This window comes from Myxococcales bacterium (assembly GCA_022563535.1).
Lineage (GTDB): Bacteria > Myxococcota_A > UBA9160 > UBA9160 > UBA4427 > DUBZ01.
The window spans coordinates 15,740-32,544 of record JADFNE010000011.1 but is presented as its reverse complement, the minus strand read 5'-3'; the positions used below and the strand labels follow the sequence as shown (position 1 = coordinate 32,544).

Sequence of the window (16,805 nt, the reverse complement as noted above, 5' to 3'; positions counted from 1 at the left end):
GGACGCGTCGTATGCACGAAATTTTGATAACCTGGAACGACTGAACCGAGCAGGACTAGACAGAGTAGTAGAGACTAAATAGCAGCAGAGTTTCGCCAACTGATTCATGTATAAGCGTGTGATTCAATTTGGCTCAGCTGATCGCAAGGAGCCCCCCCCATGGCCTCGAACGCGTCAACAATGTCCGCGGACTTGAATCGTACCGAGTCTCCCACTGAACGTGGTGATGCCAAGGACCAAACCCAGCGCGCAGCCCAGAGCAGCGAAAGCGAAGACGTCGCTGTGACGCCCGCCTCCAGGCGCCAACAACCGGCGACGAAATCTCGCAACAAGCAGAGCGCCAGCAACAGGAAAAAGAAGAACGCCGCTCGCGTGGCCTCTACCCGTAAAGCCACCAGCAAAGCCGCTACTCGAAGCAAGCGCACTCGCTCGACGAAAACCGTCGCTGCACTCCCGACAGATTCTCAGGCCGGAAACGCGACCGCCAAACTTCCCGACAAGCCGACCCGAGTGCGCAAGGTTGCGCCGAGGACCCGCACCGCCGCGGATGCCACGGCAATGCGCGACCCGGTGCGGGTATACCTGCGCGAGATGGGACGCGTTTCGCTGTTGACTCGCGAGGGCGAGGTCGAGATCGCAAAGCGAATCGAATCCGCGACCCACGACGCCCAGTTTGCCGTGTTGGGGAACGCCTGGGGGATCGAGGCGGTGATGGAATTGAGCGAACTTTTCAAGTCGGAAGAGCTCAGTCTTCGCCGGGTTGTCGATGGACTGGACGACGCGAACGGACCGCCGCAGGAACAACGTCGCAAGCAGTTCCTCCAGGCAGTGAACTACATCGCGAAGCTCAAGACCCAAACCGTCAAGCGGCACGCCGAGATCGCAGAATCTGGCGCCAGCGTCGAGATCCAATCTCAGTTGCGGGCCAAGAACGACACCGACTATCGCAAGATGCTCACCCGGCTTCGCAAGGTGCGGTTCTCACGGCCGCGCTTCACCGATCTGGTCGACTGTTTTCGCGATCTCGGCGAAGCCTTCAGCCTGCTCGACGGTCGCGCACAGATGGTGGTGCGCCCGTTCATGGTCAGCGTCGAACAATTCTGCAGTTTCGCTGCGGCAACCGGAGGTCGAGGTGTCAAAGCAAAGGATGCGTTGACCAAATTGGGCGGCGATGCAGCCCGCATTGCCCAGGCGCAAGAGCTGCTGGGCGAGATCATCGAAGACATCCAGGCCCTCGAAGCCGACTGCAGGATGACTGGCGACGAAGTGCGACTCGCCCTCAATTGTTATACAGAATCCGCGGACCGCGCTCATCTCGCCAAGGAAGAGCTGATCGAGGCAAATCTTCGCCTCGTGGTATCCATCGCCAAGAAGTACAACAACCGCGGTCTACAGTTCTCCGACCTGATCCAGGAGGGAAACCTCGGCCTGATGAAGGCCGTGGAAAAGTTCGAGTACCAACGCGGATACAAGTTTTCGACCTATGCAACTTGGTGGATCCGCCAGGCCATTACCCGGGCGATTGCCGACCAGGCCCGAACCATTCGAATTCCGGTCCATATGATCGACACCATCAACAAGCTGGTGCGGGCAACGCGCCATCTCGTGCAGCGATTCGGTCGCGAGCCTTCTCCCGAGGAACTCGCCCAGGAACTGAATCTGCCCCTCGACAAGGTTCAGATGGTCTTCAAGATCGCCCGTGAGCCGGTGAGTCTCGAGGCCGCGGTCGGCGATGAAGAAAGCCATCTCGGGGACTTCATCGAAGATGAAAACGCCGAATGCCCGCAAGAAGCTGCGATCCGCGCGAGCTTGGCAAATCACACCCGCGACGCACTCTCGAGCTTGCCGGCGCGGGAGGCGCGAGTCCTCAAGATGCGCTTTGGCATCGACGAGCGTTCGAAGCGAACCCTCGAAGAGGTCGGAAACGACTTCGACGTGACCCGGGAGCGCATTCGCCAGATCGAAGCCAAGGCACTGCGCAAGCTGCGACATCCGAGTCGCAGCTCGGTCCTGCGAAGCTTTCTCGAATAGGCTCTCGAAACCTACGCCAGCGTCCCGCCGTCTACTCGAATCGATTCGCCGTTGATATGGATCGAATCGGGCGACGCTAGAAACGCCACCACGGCGGCAGCGGTACTCGCCTCCCGCATCTTGTCCAGCGGCATGATGCGCTGGAGCAACGCTGCATCGGCACCGTCGGGCAGCCGAAATTCCTCCAGCATCGGTGTCAGGATCCCGCCGGGCGAAACCGAATTCGCGCGCATGCCCTGCTTGCCATACTCGACGGCGATCGATCGGGTGAACGAAATCACGCCTCCCTTCGAAGCAGCATAGGCCGCGCTCCAGGGCTGACCGGCGAGCCCGGCGATCGAGGCCATGTTGACCAGCGCGCCCTTGCTTTCGAGCAGATGCGGCAGGGCGGCCTGGGTCATCAGAAACGTTCCGGTGAGGTTGACGGCGATGATCTGGTTCCAACGGTCGAGGGTGAGATCGTGGGTGTTGTCGAAGTGCAGGATGCCCGCGATGTTGCACAGTGAGTCAATGCGTCCAAATTCCGAAACGCTCGCCGCGACTGCGCTCTTTACTGAGTCAGGGTCCGAGACATCCAGGCTGAGCGCGATCGCTCGAGCACCGAGTTCCCGTGCTTCCTTCGCAGTGGCTTCCGCCGCCTCGGATTGAATATCCGCGCACACGACCGCGGCTCCTTCTTCGGCCATGCGCAGAACACTCGACTTGCCAATGCCAGACGCGGCGCCGGTGACCAGAACGATCAGGTCGTTGAAACGGCCCATACGGATTCTTCCTTTCGTTGCGAACTCGACTCAGATCAGCGCGGCGTGAACTTGCGCAACTTTCGTTGCAGGCTTTGGCGATGAAGTCCAAGCCGACGGGCAGCCTGGCTGATGTTTCCACCGCATTCGTTGAGCACGTATTCAATGTACTCGCGCTCGTGGCGATCGAGGCTCTGGAACTCGTCTGGAATCGGCGTTTCGTCCCCCGCACCGCCAGTGACCAGGGTGTGCTCGAGTTCATCCATGTCGACTGGCTTGGTGAGATAGTTCGTCGCGCCATTCTTGGTGGCCTGTACCGCGGTAGCGATGCTTCCATAGCCCGTGAGCACGACGACCCGCGTGCCCGGCGAGCGGGACTTGATCGAGGAGATCGCGTCCAGGCCACTATCCCGGCGCAATCGCAGGTCGACCACGGCGTAACTGAACTCACTCGGATCCGTGACTTCGAGTGCAGCGATGTCCGCGACATGCGCCACCGTGTAGCCTCGATCGCGAAACTCGGTGGCAAGGGTTTCGGCAAAGCGCTCGTCGTCCTCGACGATCAAGAGCGTCTTTTCTTCCTGCTCGGACTGTGTGTCGTTCGAATCGTGCATCTCAACTCGCTCGTGTCGATCGTTTAGAACAGGTTAGTTCAACTCAGCGTTGTTTCTCCAACCGGGCTCAGGGCGGGCAACGAGATCCGCGCTACGGCTCCGCCCTGCTCGCGATCCTCCAGGGTGAACTCGGCGCCGACGGCCTCGGTCAGATTATGAACATAGTAAAGTCCGAGTCCAACTCCATCGGGCTTGGTGGTGATGAACGGTTCGCCAAAGTGCTTGCGCACGACGTCGGGCCAACCTGGACCGCGATCCATGATCCGCACCTGGATCCGTCCGCCCCGGGAGCTCACATCGACGTCGATCTGTCCGGTGCCGTGGGTCGATTCTCGAGCGTTGTCGAGCAGGTTCAAGATCGCATGGGAAAAGGCAACTGCGGGAAGCAGCGCGCGGCGATGGCTGCGGCCGTTATCAGTGAATCGGATCTTTGATGTTCCAGGCGCGCGGTCAGCTTCCGACGCACTGTCGCACATGCGCTCGACGATCATCGCTACGTCGACGGCTTCGAGCTTCAATCCTTCGGGTTCGAGCTGGGAACCAGACATGCGCCGCAAAATTTCTTCGCAGCGCTCGAGGGCTTCGGAAGCCGTTGCCCAATCGCTGTCGTCCTTTAAATCATTGGTGCGTGCAAGACGTTCGAGTTTCAGCTTTGCAGTGTTGAGGGGAGTCGCAAACTCATGGGAAAGTCCCGCGGCCAGAGCACCGACGGCGCGCAGGCGATCGATGCGAGTCTTGCGCTCGCTCAAGAATGAGTAGTGGGCCTGCAGTGCCATCAAGGTTCGCGACAGCCACGCTGTCAGGATCCAGAACACACCGGCAACAATGAACTGTGCGGGAAACAACAAGTAGGCGGGCAGCAGGTTGGCCTCGAGGCCCGGCGCAATTTGTGCGTAAACCTGATTGAATCCGATGCACCCGAGCAGCAAGACGAAGAGGAAGAAACTCAGTCGCCCTTCGAGCAGCAGTGCGCCGAGACCCATGTGGACAAAGAGGATCGGCATCAGCGGGTTCCAGGCTCCACCGGTCAGCGCGAGCAGCGCGGTCAAGGCGACAATGTCGGCGGCGAGCTGGAAGAACACGTGTCCGAGATGGGCGTCGGTTTGTCTCCGCAGGGCCGCCCAGGAAACGATGTTGAGCAGAGCCAGGGCGGCGACCACGGCGATGAAGGCCGGCAGCAAGTGTCGCTGGAGCACCTCGAACTCGAGGGCCGGAATGATGGACAACAACTGGGCGCCGAGAGCCAACCAACGCAGCCGCACGACCCAAGCAAGTCTTGCCTTGATCTGGCTGGGATCGGATGAAATCGGCGGATCGAAGAATGATCGCAGGGTGTCGAGCATTAGGCTGGCTTTCGCATGAATGAGAAGGCAGGAGAGTAGCAGCCCGACTGGTTTCGGTGCGGGGTGGGTGTCGGCTAGAGTCATTGGCGCAAATCAACTGGCGCCCCGAGAGGGCAACCTGTGGAGAATTTTGAGATGTCGGATCGGCCGTTTCGTGTGCTTGGGCTTCAACAGATTGCAGTTGGGGGTCTGGACAAGTCAGCGCTGCGCCGATTTTGGATCGACACCCTCGGATTGACGCCGGCAGGGACGTATCGCAGCGAAGGCGAAAACGTCGACGAAGACATTGCGGTGGCGGGCGCAGGGTTGTTCAAGGTCGAAGTCGATTTGATGCAACCCATCGACCCGGACAAAAAACCCAAGGTTCACGAACCCGCGCTCAATCACGTAGGACTGTGGGTGGATGATCTGGCGGTCGCGTATCGCTGGCTTGGGGAACAAGGGGTCCGCTTTACGCCGGGGGGCATACGCAAGGGTGCGTCGGGGTATGACGTTTGTTTCATTCACCCCAAAGGCAATGAAGAATCGCCGATCGGCGCCGAAGGCGTGTTGGTCGAACTCGTGCAGGCACCCGACGACGTGATCTCGGCGTTCCGCGCGGCGGCATCTGGGGACTGACAGTCTGTTGAGAACTCGCGCATTGGCTTGCGCCGATCGCGGGTCGGCGATCAGAAGAGATCGACGTTGCCGCCGTGCTTCTCCCCGATCTCCGCGAGTAGCTCGTTGATCGCGATTTCTTGACGCTTCGCAGTCGTGACGATGCGGCCCGAGCTGGTGTTCACTTCGTCGGTGGTCTCCCGAACTTCGCTGATCAATTTGCGAATCTTCCCTGTGCTGTCTTCGATTGCTCCGGCCACATGCGCGATTCGCTCGCTCGCCTCCGAGGCCTCCTGGGAGAGCTTCTTTACTTCGTCGGCCACGACGCTGAACCCGCGACCAAACTCCTTCGCCTTGCTGGCTTCAATTTTTGCATTGAGAGAGAGCAGGCGTGTTCGGTCCGCGACGGTGCGAATCGCCGACGAGACATCGATGATCTCGGTCGCGCGCTGAGCCATCTGGGTCGCTTCAGTCAACGCGCTATCGGCTGCGCTCCCGGCCGCTCGAGACGCCCTGGCGTTCTCCTCACAGCTTGTCGACGCGATGCTCAAGCATTCGTTGATCTCTTCGATGGCCTTGGTGACGGCGGCAAACATCTGATCCTTGGCTTCGTTCGACGAATTGGCCTCGGCGAGCGCCCGCTTGGTGTTGCGATCGTGGTCCGCGAGCGATTCATTCATTCCTTCGAGTTCGGATTTGGCGCGATTGAGTTCGCCCACCGTCGCGGCCGCGCGCACCTGGGAGGCCGCCATGTCGTTGGTGAGATTCTCGATCTGATCTCGTTCGACTTCAGCCTTTGCGAGTTCCGCTTCCATGCCCTCGAGGTCGCCTTCGAGGGCGGAGATCCGTTCGCGTGCGGCTTTGAGATCGAACTGCAACTGGGCGGTATCCGCAGTCCCGGCTGAGGGTTGTGTCGGATCAACCTTGTGGGCCAGGAGTCGCTGCAAAAAACCGGTCATACAGGGATTTGGGCTCCATTCGCGTTTCTTCGATCCACCCACAAATGCGGAATTCACGCACCCGGTGGTGCCCCTGAAGGCGATCTAGTGTGAGTTGGTTGGATTACTCGTATGGGGGACTATCGGACGAGAGGGAGCCGCAGCTTAAGCAGCGAGAAACGCCCACTGATCGGGAGCCGCAACTTGCGCGCACCTTCTATAATTCGTTGTCAAGGTTCTACCCTACGGCCGGGAGTGCAAAACAAAATGGAGCAAGTGCATTGAGTTCACGAAATCAATCGGGCGGAGTCCGTCACAGAAGGTTCTGGTTCTTGCTCGTGCTGGCGGTGGTTGTTTGGTTTTTCTGGAGCCTGGGTAGAGGTCGCGCGGTAGATGTCACTCCCGGGAGCACACTGATCGTCGAAATTTCTGGTCCGTACGTGGAGGCTACCAGTCCGACGTTGCTCGCCCGAGTTTTCGGGGATACCAGCGAAACCTTCCTGTCGCTGCTCTCGCTATTCGCACTGGCGGAGCGCGACGACCGAATCGAAACCGTGATCGTCCACATCCGCAATGCCGCGGTCGGCTGGGGCAAGGCTTCGGAGCTGCGCGGGGCGATCGAGAGGTTGCGCAAAGCGGGTCACAAGACCATCGCCTATCTCGAACTCGACTCCCTTGCGGTGAACCGTGCCTACTACGTGGCGACCGCCGCAGACGAAATCTACGTGGTTCCAGGGGCCATCATGCCCCTTGTCGGCCTGTCTGCCGAGTATCTCTACTTTGGCGACATGTGGGAAAAGATCGGCATCGATATCGAAGTCAGCAAGGTGGGGAAGTACAAGAGCGCGGTTGAATCCATCGCCGGTCGCGGAATGTCCGATGCCGCCCGGGAAATGTTGAACTCACTGCTCGACGGAGCCAATCAACGCTTTGTGTCAGCGATCGCTGAGGGGCGCGGACTCGAACCCGATGCGGTGCAGGCAATCATCGATGAAGGCCTGGTAAGGAGCCGCGATCTGTTGTCGCGCGGGCTGATTGACGGCATCCGCCATTTCGAACAGATCCCCGAAGCCCGGGGCAACAACATCAAAGGTCGTGACTATCGCAGCATCGATCCGCGCAGTGTTGGCTTCGATCCCAAGGTTCAGTTGGCGGTGATCTACGGCAGTGGCGCCGTGGTGTCGGGCAATGCGCGAAGTTCAAGATCGGGCGGCCCGGTTTTCTCGGCGGATCAATTCAGGCGGGCACTGCACGATGCGTCGAACAATCCGGAGATCAAGGGAATTGTAATCCGGCTCGACAGTCCCGGGGGTTCGGCCATGGCCGCCGAAGCCATCTGGCACGCGGTCAAGAAGGTGAAGGAATCCGGCATGCCGGTTGTCGCTTCGATTTCGGATGTCGCGGCGTCAGGGGCCTACTACGTTGCGTCTGCTGCGGACGCCATCGTGATTTCTCCCGGGGCGCTGACGGGTTCAATCGGGGTCTTCTCCCTGCGACCCATTTTCGAGGAGTTGCTCGAAACCCTCGGAATTAGAGTCGAGTCTCTGCAGCGGGGCCGCTACGCAGATTTCAATTCCAGCTTCAGACCGCTCTCAAACGAATCGCGAGACAGGATGCAGCTACTCACCCGCGAAATTTACGAATTGTTCGTAAACCGTGTCGCAATTGGTCGCGACCTGGGGACCGATCAGGTGAACACCTTGGGCCAGGGTAGGGTCTGGAGCGCCGAGCAGGCGTTGGCGGTGGGTTTGGTCGACGAACTCGGTGGATTTCGAGACGCTGTTTCATGGATTTTGTCGGATTTAGGTTTGAAGAAAGATACGGACGTCGCACTAATTTCGTATCCAGAACCCGCTTCTCTCGTAAATGAGATTGCGGATCTCGTTCAGAGCGGGACACTACAGGGACTGCACGCAGCCGTCTCGCCCCTCAATGCCGTCGAGAGTTTGATCCCCCTCCCGCACGGGCTGAGTGTATTTCGCAATTGGATTGTCGATCTGCCTTTGGGGAGTCCCCTGTTGATTCCCTCTGTGCTCGTCGAAATACGTTGAGCACACGGGTGGGGCACCTGGCAACCGGCCACGACCCATTGGAGAGAAGCCATGCAGCTCGAGACAAGCTTTGCAGTAGATCGATCGAGAGACGAAATCGTCGATATCCTGTTTCTCGACGAGACGCTGATCGCGATATTACCGGGACGAAGCGAAATCACAGACCGAGCTGGAGATCGCAAGACAACCTCAACGAGTTTCACCGCATTGGGCCGGTCCGGGACGGCCATCTTCCATTTCGATTTTTTGCTCGACGGCAGCATTCGCTTCGAAAAGGAATGCGACGGCGTGGTCTGGGCAGAGCTCCGGGGAGAGGTGCGGGTAGAAGAAGGCCGCGAGACCCGGGTGTGGATGTCCTTGGAGGGGCGCACCAAGCCCATGGTGCCGGAGTTTGCGATCAAGGGTCCGATGGAGGACCAACTGCTTCAGATGTCCGAGGCCCTCAGGGCGCTGCTGTAAACTCGGCGGTTCCGAGTTCGCCGGCCCCATCGCAATCACGCACGATTCGTAGCTGACTGGACTGGAGGTACGCTGTGCAGGATGCGCCGAAACGGATCGAGAGCCGGATCGAAACAATCGAGGCGAGCGACGGCGCTGCGCTCTATGTAGAGGCCCACGGCGAAGGAATTCCAGTAGTCTTTTCTTGCGGCTACTGCACCACTCACGAAAACTGGCGCCCCCAGGTCGAACCGTTGGTCGCTGCCGGGGCCCGGGTGATTCTCCACGATCTTCGCGGCCACGGGTCGTCCGATGCTCCCGGAGAGAAGAGCGCCTATTCGATGGACCAGGTGGTCGATGATCTTGCGCGGGTGATCGGCTGGGGTGCACCCGATGAGCCCGTCGTCCTGGCGGGCCATTCGTTCGGCGGACTGTCGTCACTTCATTTCGCCGCCCGCCGTCCAGAACTCGTGCGAGCTCTGGTGCTGCTCTCGACGGGACCCGGGTTCAAGAATCCCGAAACCGCCCAGAAGTGGGCCGAGCAATACGAGCGGACCGCGCGCTATCTCGAAACTCGCGGGCTCGATGCCTTTCTCGCTGGCCGCGCGGGGGAAACTTGCGTCGGGCGTCGGCGAGAACTCCCCGCCGCGCAAGCCGCGGCCGCCGCGATCGCCAAGCAGAGTGTGAGCGGCCTTGCGTTTTTTGCGCGCTATGTGGCGGGGCCCGCCCTACACGCCATCGATGCGCTGGCGGGGATCGAGTGCCCGGCCCTGATCCTGGTCGGTGGGGAGGACAAAACCTTCTTGCGTGCGGCTGAGGTCATGCAGGCAAAACTCGGCGGCAGGACTGAGTGTGAAATTCTCCCAGGCATCGGACATGTGGCGAACCTGGAGGACCCAGAGGCGTTCAACGCCCGGGTAATCGCGTTTCTCGATACTCTTTAAGCGGACGGCGGACTTTTTTCCGGGTTCTCGCGCAACCTTCTCGAAGTTTGCGGGTTTCACTTTTATCCGGAGGCAGAATTGCGCGACGCGGACCCAGACCTAGAGCTGATGCTCGCATTTTGCGCGGGCGACGATTCGGCCTTTGAACCGTTGTTCGATCGCTGGGGGCGGCCGCTGCTCCGCTATCTGGAGCGCATGGTCGCCGATTCGGCCATCGCAGAGGAACTCGTGCAAGAGACCTTTTTGAGGGTTTATCGCGCCCGGGAGCGCTATCGACCGGACGCCAAGTTTTCCACCTGGCTGTACCGCATCGCGACGAATCTCGCGCTCAACGAACTGCGTCGGCCGCAGCGATCGCGTCCACACACGAGCAGCGACACAACGACCGAGCTTGCCAGGGCGCCATTGAAGTTGGTTTCGCAGTTGGTTTCGAGCGAGCCGGCTGCAGACGAGCAACTCGATGTGCGCCGCCGCACCGGGCGGGTCGAGCAAGCCCTCGCCCTGTTGCCCGAGAGACAGCGGATGGCGCTGTGGCTGTGCGCAGTCGAAGGGATGTCGTACGCGGAGATTGCGCTGTCACTCGATACAACGCAAAAGTCGGTCAAGGCCCTGATCCACCGGGCACGAGTTGCTTTGGTGGAGACTGAACTCGAAAGTGAAAGTGAAAGTGAAAGAATGCAAGAACATCAGCAAGAACAAAAGATGGAAACGAGAAAGGAAACTCGATCATGAGGGAGCGAGAACTGGATCGCGAACTCTCGGCGCTGCTCGACGGCGAGTTGTCACCGGAGCGAGCCCGCGAACTCAGACAAAAAATCGAGGCCGAGCCTGAGCTGCGCGATCGACTTGCCGCGTTCGAGTCCATCGATCAGCTCTTGCAATCAATTCCGCAGCCTGAACAAAACCAAGAACTACACCAAGAACTACACCAAGAACTACAAAGCGATCTGCGCGCCCGACTGCAGGAGCGAATCGACCGTCTCGAAAGTGTCTCCACTGTTGGTTCATTCGATTCCCCGCGTGCGAAACGATCCATCGCCCGGTGGGGCGCACCGCTGGTGGCGGCGCTTGCCGTGGGCCTGATGGCGATTTGGTTGACACGTCCGACCGGTGATTCGGCAATCCAGGACGCTTCGGACGAAGAACTCGCGATCGCCTTCGAGTTCGAAACCCTGCGCGAACTCGACATGATTTTGGAACTCGATCTTCTCGAAGCCCTGTTGGCGATGGACGACCTGGATACCACCGGAAAACCCACAGCGGCAGATCCGATGAAAGTCGTTCCAATGGAAGAAGGAAGGGGCTGATCGATGTTCGCGCGCGCAAAACAGCTCTCGCGATTGACCACTGCCTTGCTGGGAACGCTCGTCTGGGTGAGCTGGGTCGGCGGCGCCTCAGCCGAAGATTCGTTTGCGATGGACGATGCGGCGATCGCAGATTTTCCGCAATCCGAGCGTCGCATGATGCGCTTTCTGTCCGAAGCCGAGCGCCGGGCCATTCGACACGAACATCGAAAGTTCTGGAGACGAAACGGCATCGAGTCTAATCGCAATTCTCCTTACGTTTACGACCACGGAGCCCGAAATTCCCTTCGACAATTCGAGTTTTCACCGAAAGAGCGTCGCGACCTGCGCGCCCGACTTCACCAGCTCCCCGCCGAAGAGCGAAAGGAACTGCGCAAAAAAATCCGAAACATGCGCGAGCTTCCCGAAGCCGAGCGAAAGCTGCTGCGCGAGCGCCTGCACGACATGATGTCCCTCTCCAAAGATGAACAGCGCGCGTTTCGCAAGAATGCCGGGCGATGGGCTGAGATGCCCGATGAAAGGCGCGAAAAGCTACGGCTTCAGATGCGGCGACTCAGGGCGCTACCGGCCGATGAACGACTCGCGCTGCTCGAACGCCTGCTCGATGAGTCACAGCGCGAGCCCGATGAGTCCAGCGAGCAATAGACTGCTAGATCTCCGGAGTCGACAACCCCTGCCCGCGCGCGTACTGGATCAACTTCTTGAGCCCGGTGTCAAAATGGCACGCGCGAAGTTTGCCGTTGCACATCAGTTCCGCGAGATGAGCACTCTTGAGCCCGAACTCGCAGTAGAGCACGTAGTCCTGATCCTTGTCGAAGTGTGAGTACGCCCGCAGGGCCTCGTTGAAATCCAGATGGAGCGCATCGGGGTAGTGCCAACCTCGGTACGCCGCACTCGAGCGAAGATCGATTACCACGGATCCCGCCTTGATCGAGTCGGTCGCAAGACGCGAACGTTTGGAAGCGGTGATGTCGAGGGCCCGCAGGTCGATCACGCTTCGCTCTTCGACCGCGCGCTCGAGTAACTCCCCGTCGAGTCGCGCTTCTTCGCGAAGGATTACGTCGAGAGACGCGTGAGTTGCGGGCTTGCTGGGCACCATCGCACAAAATTCTTCGACGCCCTTCGAGAGCGACTCGGTGCCGATCTTGCGCGCGATCGCGATGATCTCGTCTTTGTTGAATCCCACCAGCGGTCGCAAGATCGGGGTCGAGGTAGCTTGCGAGATGACGGCGATGTTCTGCAGGGTCTGGGACGAAACCTGCCCCACCACATCGCCGGTCACGATTGCGCTGGCATCGCGCTCTGCGGCAATCATCGTCCCCGCGCGCAACATCAACCGCTTGAGGAGGATCTGCCAATAGCGGGTTTCGCTGCGTTCGCGCAGATTTCGCGTCACCAGATCGAAGTCGATGCTGTGTAGATGTGGGCGCATTCCATACGACCATTGATCTGTGATCTGCTTCATGACTTGCAGCACGCCGATCTGGTGGGCGCGTCCTCCCATGTTGCAAAACACGTAGTCCAGCGAAACGCCGCGTTTGAGCATCAACCACGACGCGACTGCCGAATCGAAACCACCCGATACCAGGGACACCGCCCGACCCTCGACTCCTCCCGGCAGGCCGCCTGGACCCGGGATGCGTCTCGAAAAGAAATAGACCCACCCGGGCATGATCTCGAGCTGAACTTCGACATCGGGATTTTCGAGATCCACTCGGTCGGCGAATTTGTCCAGCGCCGCACCTACGGCGCGCGCGACTTCCTGTGAGCGAACGCAGATATCGCGCCGCTCTCCGACTCGACGCACCCGCACTGCAAAGCGTCGGCCGCGAACCGCGTCGCAGTAGAGTGAGGTCGCAAGCTCAACGAGATCTTCGAGCGACTTCCATTCCCTGCGTTCGACCATCGAAATGGACTGCACCCCAAAACAGCGGGCCAGATTCGAGAGATCACCGGAGCTGTGCGCCGTGACGTACACTCGGTCGTGATCGCGCTCAATCGTCGCCTCGATGCCCGCGCTCTTGATCGCGTCTTTGAGGTTCTTGACCAGACGCTTGGTAAAGCGCCTGCGAGTCGCGGGAGCCTTGAGGGTGATCTCGCCGCCAAAACGCAGCAGGACCATGCGCTCGTCGGCGTGCTGTTGCTGCGCACGGTTCGGCACAGACGGCTCTCCGGCAGAATTGGCTGAGTTGTGTTCTTCGGATCGGGGCATGGATTCTGGGGGTTGTTCGGGTTTGCCGGACCCTACCGAATGGTTTGGCGCCCCCCAAGCCCGAGGTCGCGTTCAGGAGCGATTCCAGGTATTTATCGAGGGCATCGAAGCTTGACGACGTGTCGGAGGCAGTCGAAGTTGCAGATCTCCGTTTCATTGCGGGGCACGCTGGCAGGGCTATCGCTGTGCCTTGGCTGCAGCCTGCCTGTCGGTTCCTCGATTTCCGCTCGGGACGAGGCGACCCTGGAATTCGCGGAGCTGGCGCTGGCACGAGGAGAATTCGAACGGGCGGTCCGCTCCTTCGACCAGGTCCTCGAACGAAACCCGCAACACCAGCGATCATTGCTCGGCAGTGCCCGGGCAAATCTCATTGCGGGTCGCGGTGAGGCATCCCTGGCCCGTTATGACGCCTACCGCGATCAGATCGATGCCTGGAGAGAGGTCGTGCACAGGGAGTACTGCGCGGCCATCGCGGTGGGGGTCGAACAGGCGATCGAGTCTGGGGAACGCGCGGGTCGGGCCCTGGAGCTGGCCCAGCGCCTCGAAGCCGAAAATTGCGCAGAACCCCGCACCCGGGACTTGATTCTCCGCAGTGGACTAGAAGTCGCAGAACGAGCCCTGGAGCAGGGCGACGACGCCCACGCCCTCGAGATCTATCTCTCGCTCGCGTCGGGCGCCCCATATTCCGATCGAGAGAGCGGCACCGACCCCGGGGTGGAGGAATCCGCCGTCGCCCGGGCCTACCTCGGCGCCGTCGAGATTCTCATGACAAAGGAACGCCGGGAGGAAGCCCTGGCGCTGCTGTCCAGTGGATTGGACAAACTTCCCGACAACCGTGACCTGGTGCACCGAATGTTGACGGTTCTCGCCGATGGATCTTCGGTGGTGTTTCCGCGTGCGAAGCCCCCCGAAGAATCTCGGGTGGCGGCGCCCGAGTGAAACGACCTTTACAATAAATGTGCACGGAACACCGTGCCTCGGTGACAAAGGAATGGGTCGAAACCTGCGTTCGGCTTGCGGGTCGTGGGCGAAACGTCCATCATCTGAGGCCCGGGTAAGTAGTGTGCGTACAACGACATATTCGAAGAAATTTTCAATTACACCGAATGAATGAATGAGGGAATAATGAAGACACGATCCACTGCGCTCGTCATCGCTGCAATCGGGCTACTGATACTGGCGGGATGCACGACAACCTCCGATACGACCGACGACATGTCCGGTGCGGAAACTTCCCCGGAAACAGGAAGTGAGTTCAGCCAGGGCGAGACTCCTGTAGCCAATGTCGTAGCTGAGTCCTCCGCCACACTCGGAACAGCTTATTTTGACTACGACAGCGCCGAGATTCGCGGCATGGTGCGCGACGTGCTGAAGGCCAACGCCGAAATTCTGCAGCGCACGAAAGCGTCTGCGACAATCGAGGGCCATGCGGATGAGCGCGGCTCCGAAGAATACAACCTCGCTCTCGGGGAGCGCCGGGCCGAGTCGGTCCGCAATTACCTCAAGGCGCTGGGGGTTTCCGGATCCAAGCTGCACATCATCAGCTATGGCGAAGCCAGGCCTGCGGGCACGGGTCATGACGAAGCGTCGTGGAAACTCAATCGCCGCGCGGAATTCCACACCCGCTAGCGCCCCGAGTTCGTTGACCTCGTTGGCCACTCATTGGCGTCTTGGCGTTGTTGGCGTTGACGCTCGGGACGCCGGGGTGATACCGTGATTTAGCGCGCATCGCGCCCAATCGCTCGATCGGCTGCGAGGTGCGGCGCGCGTATCGCGCCGACCCCGTGCTCAAGATCGCGTTCCATGCCGGAGTCGAACAAGCCCTGGACTGAACTGGAAACGAATAGATAGAGAGACGAGAGGAGTCCCCCAAATGCCGCTTTCCGGAGGTCAGCTCGCCGCCAAGGCTTTAAAACAGGCCGGCGTGGAAGTCATCTTCACCCTTTCAGGTGGACACATCATGCCTCTCTACGAGGGTTGCCTCGACGAGGGGATTCGAATCATAGACGTGCGCCATGAACAGGCCGCCGTTCACGCCGCTGATGCCTGGGCGCGTTGCAATCCTGGCAAGATAGGCGTCGCGGCGATCACAGCGGGACCCGGCGTCACGGATGGCGTAACGGGCGTTGCGAACGCCTGGCGGGCCAACTCGCCAATTCTGGTATTTGGTGGACAGGGCCCGTTCAACAACATGCGACGTGGTTCCCTCCAGGAGATGGATCACATCGGCGTAATGCGTCCGATCACCAAGTACGCAGACGCGTGCTACGAGTCGTATCGGATTCCGGAATACATCGAACTGGCGATCCGCCACGCGGTTTCCGGAATCCCGGGCCCGGCATTCCTCGAAATTCCGATGGACATCTTCATGGGCCAGGTGGCCGATGACAATGTGATCGTGCCGAGGATCCGCACCACGGCACCGCGCATCTCGCCCGACCGCGAAGAAATCCGAAACGCCCTCGCGCTCCTCTCAAAGGCCGAGCGCCCGATGATGATGGCAGGAACCAGCGTCAAGTGGTCCCAGGCCGAAGACTCGCTCAACACATTCATCAGCGAGATCCATATGCCGACCTTCTGCAACGGCATGGGACGCGGAAGCGTTCCCCATGACTCGCCCGAGTTCCTCAACCGATCGCGCCGCGAAGCCCTCACCAGGACCGACTGCATCTTGTTGGCCGGCACGTTGTTGGACTTTCGCATGCGCTTTGGCAAGAGCATTCCCAAAGATGCCAAGGTGATCCAGCTCGACATGGACAACATCTTGATGGGGCAGAACCGGGCGACGGATGTGCCGCTGGTCGGCAATCTTGGCTGCAGTTTCGAACTACTGCTCGAGGAGATGAAGAACAGCGGCCTGAAGCTCGACTTCTCTCCCTTCCGTGATGAACTGCGGGAACTCGAGAACGCCGCCGAAGCAAAGATCCAGTCGGCACTCAATAGCGACGAGTCGCCCGTCGATCCCCAGCGAATGTGTCGCGAGGTGCGGGACTGGCTCGACACGTTCGATGCACCGATCGTGATTGGCGACGGTGGCGACATCGTCGCGACTGCTGCGAAGATCATCCCCGTGAAGGGGCGCGGTGCGTGGATGGATCCGGGACCGCTCGGCACCCTGGGTGTCGGCATGCCCTTTGCGCTGGCTGCACAACTCGCGCATCCCGACAAGCGCGTAGTGATCATCTACGGAGATGGATCGTTCGGCCTCAATGGCTTTGAGTTCGATACAGCCGTGCGTTTCGATCTGCCGATCATTGGCGTAATCGGAAACGATGGGGCCTGGGGGCAGATGATGCGACCCCAGGGCGCGATGATGGGTTGGGATCGGCTCGACGGATCGCTCCTGAACCGCACTCGCTACGACAAGGTCGTCGAAGCGCTCGGCGGCCACGGTGAGTTGGTGGAAAGCCCCGAAGAGCTGCGGCCGGCTCTCGAGCGCGCCGCTGCTTCCGGAAAGCCCGCCCTCGTCAACGTGATGATCCGACAGGATCGAGAGTTCAAGGGCGGAATCTACGTCTAACTCCCGGGCAGAAAACGAAGCCAAATCTGGATCGAACGACAGTTTCGATTTACGCCCGTGTGGCGTCGACGAA

Annotated in this window: 16 protein-coding genes; 11 read left to right on the top strand and 5 right to left on the bottom strand. The window is 60.1% G+C overall.

The features are described from left to right. Nucleotides 1-159: 159 nt before the first annotated feature. Nucleotides 160-2,031: an RNA polymerase sigma factor RpoD gene (gene rpoD, locus IH881_05435; GenBank protein ID MCH7867119.1), complete on the top strand. Its 1,872-nt coding sequence runs from the start codon at nucleotides 160-162 to the stop codon at nucleotides 2,029-2,031. 11 nt (nucleotides 2,032-2,042) lie between these two features. On the opposite strand, the gene IH881_05430 is transcribed toward rpoD, so the two are convergent. The 3 genes from IH881_05430 to IH881_05420 are packed head-to-tail and all read right to left on the bottom strand — an operon-like array spanning nucleotide 2,043 to nucleotide 4,728. Further along, entirely contained in the window at nucleotides 2,043-2,792 is a 750-nt protein-coding gene (locus IH881_05430) for an SDR family oxidoreductase (protein ID MCH7867118.1), read from the bottom strand. A 35-nt stretch (nucleotides 2,793-2,827) separates the two neighbouring features. Then, the gene (locus IH881_05425) at nucleotides 2,828-3,385 is read right to left on the bottom strand and encodes a response regulator (GenBank protein MCH7867117.1); all 558 of its coding nucleotides are present in this window, start codon (nucleotides 3,383-3,385) and stop codon (nucleotides 2,828-2,830) included. A gap of 38 nt (nucleotides 3,386-3,423) precedes the next feature. Beyond that, a complete protein-coding gene (locus IH881_05420; protein ID MCH7867116.1) occupies nucleotides 3,424-4,728 on the bottom strand; it encodes a HAMP domain-containing histidine kinase in 1,305 nt (434 codons plus the stop codon). Between the two features lie 135 nt (nucleotides 4,729-4,863). Between IH881_05420 and IH881_05415 the strand changes: the two genes are divergently transcribed. After that, nucleotides 4,864-5,346 (top strand): VOC family protein, encoded by a 483-nt coding sequence (locus tag IH881_05415; GenBank protein MCH7867115.1) that lies wholly within the window; start codon nucleotides 4,864-4,866, stop codon nucleotides 5,344-5,346. Nucleotides 5,347-5,396: 50 nt separating this feature from the next. Here IH881_05415 and IH881_05410 read toward each other — a convergent pair whose 3' ends face one another. Then, entirely contained in the window at nucleotides 5,397-6,284 is an 888-nt protein-coding gene (locus tag IH881_05410) for a hypothetical protein (protein ID MCH7867114.1), read from the bottom strand. A 260-nt stretch (nucleotides 6,285-6,544) separates the two neighbouring features. Between IH881_05410 and sppA the strand changes: the two genes are divergently transcribed. The 6 genes from sppA (at nucleotide 6,545) to IH881_05380 (ending at nucleotide 11,645) form a co-directional block, all read left to right on the top strand. Further along, the gene (gene sppA, locus IH881_05405; GenBank protein ID MCH7867113.1) at nucleotides 6,545-8,314 is read left to right on the top strand and encodes a signal peptide peptidase SppA; all 1,770 of its coding nucleotides are present in this window, start codon (nucleotides 6,545-6,547) and stop codon (nucleotides 8,312-8,314) included. 51 nt (nucleotides 8,315-8,365) lie between these two features. After that, nucleotides 8,366-8,773, top strand: coding sequence for a hypothetical protein (locus IH881_05400; GenBank protein ID MCH7867112.1), 408 nt, complete (start codon nucleotides 8,366-8,368; stop codon nucleotides 8,771-8,773). A 74-nt stretch (nucleotides 8,774-8,847) separates the two neighbouring features. Continuing rightward, nucleotides 8,848-9,696, top strand: a complete 849-nt coding sequence (locus tag IH881_05395) for an alpha/beta fold hydrolase (GenBank protein ID MCH7867111.1) — start codon at nucleotides 8,848-8,850, stop codon at nucleotides 9,694-9,696. A 78-nt stretch (nucleotides 9,697-9,774) separates the two neighbouring features. Next, nucleotides 9,775-10,428, top strand: coding sequence for a sigma-70 family RNA polymerase sigma factor (locus IH881_05390; GenBank protein MCH7867110.1), 654 nt, complete (start codon nucleotides 9,775-9,777; stop codon nucleotides 10,426-10,428). Next, complete coding sequence (locus tag IH881_05385; protein MCH7867109.1) at nucleotides 10,425-11,003, top strand: hypothetical protein; 579 nt, start codon at nucleotides 10,425-10,427, stop codon at nucleotides 11,001-11,003. The genes IH881_05390 and IH881_05385 overlap by 4 nt, the downstream gene beginning before the upstream one ends. Nucleotides 11,004-11,006: 3 nt before the next feature. Continuing rightward, entirely contained in the window at nucleotides 11,007-11,645 is a 639-nt protein-coding gene (locus tag IH881_05380) for a DUF3106 domain-containing protein (GenBank protein MCH7867108.1), read from the top strand. 4 nt (nucleotides 11,646-11,649) lie between these two features. Here IH881_05380 and thiI read toward each other — a convergent pair whose 3' ends face one another. Next, nucleotides 11,650-13,161: a tRNA 4-thiouridine(8) synthase ThiI gene (gene thiI / locus IH881_05375; protein MCH7867107.1), complete on the bottom strand. Its 1,512-nt coding sequence runs from the start codon at nucleotides 13,159-13,161 to the stop codon at nucleotides 11,650-11,652. Nucleotides 13,162-13,350: 189 nt separating this feature from the next. Between thiI and IH881_05370 the strand changes: the two genes are divergently transcribed. The 3 genes from IH881_05370 to IH881_05360 all read left to right on the top strand — a co-directional run bounded on the left by IH881_05370 (nucleotide 13,351) and on the right by IH881_05360 (nucleotide 16,732). After that, complete coding sequence (locus tag IH881_05370; protein MCH7867106.1) at nucleotides 13,351-14,151, top strand: hypothetical protein; 801 nt, start codon at nucleotides 13,351-13,353, stop codon at nucleotides 14,149-14,151. 186 nt (nucleotides 14,152-14,337) lie between these two features. Next, entirely contained in the window at nucleotides 14,338-14,841 is a 504-nt protein-coding gene (locus IH881_05365; GenBank protein ID MCH7867105.1) for an OmpA family protein, read from the top strand. 244 nt (nucleotides 14,842-15,085) lie between these two features. Continuing rightward, complete coding sequence (locus IH881_05360) at nucleotides 15,086-16,732, top strand: hypothetical protein (protein ID MCH7867104.1); 1,647 nt, start codon at nucleotides 15,086-15,088, stop codon at nucleotides 16,730-16,732. The last annotated feature ends 73 nt before the right edge of the window (nucleotides 16,733-16,805 follow it).

What these genes read in the sequence shown, in the direction of transcription:
- IH881_05365 (MCH7867105.1), top strand. Translation starts at nt 14,338, where the DNA reads ATGAAGACACGATCCACTGCGCTCGTCATCGCTGCAATCGGGCTACTG.
- IH881_05385 (MCH7867109.1), top strand. Translation starts at nt 10,425, where the DNA reads ATGAGGGAGCGAGAACTGGATCGCGAACTCTCGGCGCTGCTCGACGGC.
- IH881_05415 (MCH7867115.1), top strand. Translation starts at nt 4,864, where the DNA reads ATGTCGGATCGGCCGTTTCGTGTGCTTGGGCTTCAACAGATTGCAGTT.
- IH881_05410 (MCH7867114.1), bottom strand. Translation starts at nt 6,284, where the DNA reads ATGACCGGTTTTTTGCAGCGACTCCTGGCCCACAAGGTTGATCCGACA.
- rpoD (MCH7867119.1), top strand. Translation starts at nt 160, where the DNA reads ATGGCCTCGAACGCGTCAACAATGTCCGCGGACTTGAATCGTACCGAG.
- IH881_05380 (MCH7867108.1), top strand. Translation starts at nt 11,007, where the DNA reads ATGTTCGCGCGCGCAAAACAGCTCTCGCGATTGACCACTGCCTTGCTG.
- IH881_05400 (MCH7867112.1), top strand. Translation starts at nt 8,366, where the DNA reads ATGCAGCTCGAGACAAGCTTTGCAGTAGATCGATCGAGAGACGAAATC.
- IH881_05430 (MCH7867118.1), bottom strand. Translation starts at nt 2,792, where the DNA reads ATGGGCCGTTTCAACGACCTGATCGTTCTGGTCACCGGCGCCGCGTCT.
- IH881_05425 (MCH7867117.1), bottom strand. Translation starts at nt 3,385, where the DNA reads ATGCACGATTCGAACGACACACAGTCCGAGCAGGAAGAAAAGACGCTC.
- IH881_05420 (MCH7867116.1), bottom strand. Translation starts at nt 4,728, where the DNA reads ATGCTCGACACCCTGCGATCATTCTTCGATCCGCCGATTTCATCCGAT.
- IH881_05360 (MCH7867104.1), top strand. Translation starts at nt 15,086, where the DNA reads ATGCCGCTTTCCGGAGGTCAGCTCGCCGCCAAGGCTTTAAAACAGGCC.